Genomic DNA, 788 nt, shown 5'->3' with positions numbered 1-788 from the left:
TCCGCTTTTTTTAATCTTTTTTCAATCTTTTTCTTAACTGTCTCATAACACACCCTTTACAGATCAAAGTTTTTTCATAATCTATAGGGTTTTTCCTAATCTCTCTATTGTTTCCATATTTTGCGCGGGGTTCCGCCTCCCCATTTTGCGGAGTTTTCAGCCTATGCCCCCTTTTTGCGTGATTTTTCAATCTCCAGGCTCCCCTTCCCAGAAAGCCTCTCATCAAAAACAGCCCATTTAGCCCCGATGGAAGCGGAAATCCGTTTTGCAGGCCTTCGGCTGCAAAAGATTGGAGCGCATAGCGGGAAACGGATCCCATTTACCATTAAAGCTTAATGCTTCGCATCTGCCCGGCATCATATTTCATACTTATATTATGTATACATATAAAAAGCAAAGACGTGAGGTTTTGAAAAAGAATTAGCTTTACATATAATATAATAGAGAAAAAGACCATACTTATATATAATAGAGTAAACTTGTACTTATATATTGTATGTATTTTTGTAATCACGTATATTTGCATTCACAAAATTATAAACAATGATCAAGATTACTTTACCCGATGGGTCAATTAGAGAGTTTGCTTCAGGCGTAACTCCAATGGAGGTCGCTAAAAACATTAGCGAAGGTTTTGCTAGAAACGTGATTTCTGCATCTTTTAATGGTACAACTATTGAAACCGAAACTCCATTAACGACCGACGGTAATCTTATACTATATACTTGGAATGATGCAGAAGGAAAAAAAGCTTTCTGGCATTCGACTTCGCACGTAATGGCACAAGC

1 protein-coding gene is annotated in these 788 nt (G+C 37.6%); it reads left to right on the top strand.

The window, feature by feature from the left end; genetic code table 11:
* Positions 1-543 precede the first annotated feature (543 nt).
* Positions 544-788: TGS domain-containing protein (locus B3J44_RS05775; RefSeq protein ID WP_286966724.1), on the top strand; the 245-nt coding region annotated here is incomplete at its 3' end.

This window comes from Flavobacterium sp. UBA4854, assembly GCF_002399805.1.
GTDB classification, from domain to species: Bacteria; Bacteroidota; Bacteroidia; order Flavobacteriales; family Flavobacteriaceae; genus Flavobacterium; species Flavobacterium ginsengisoli.
Note: the sequence above shows the minus strand (reverse complement) of the source record. Positions and strands in the feature narration are given on the sequence as shown.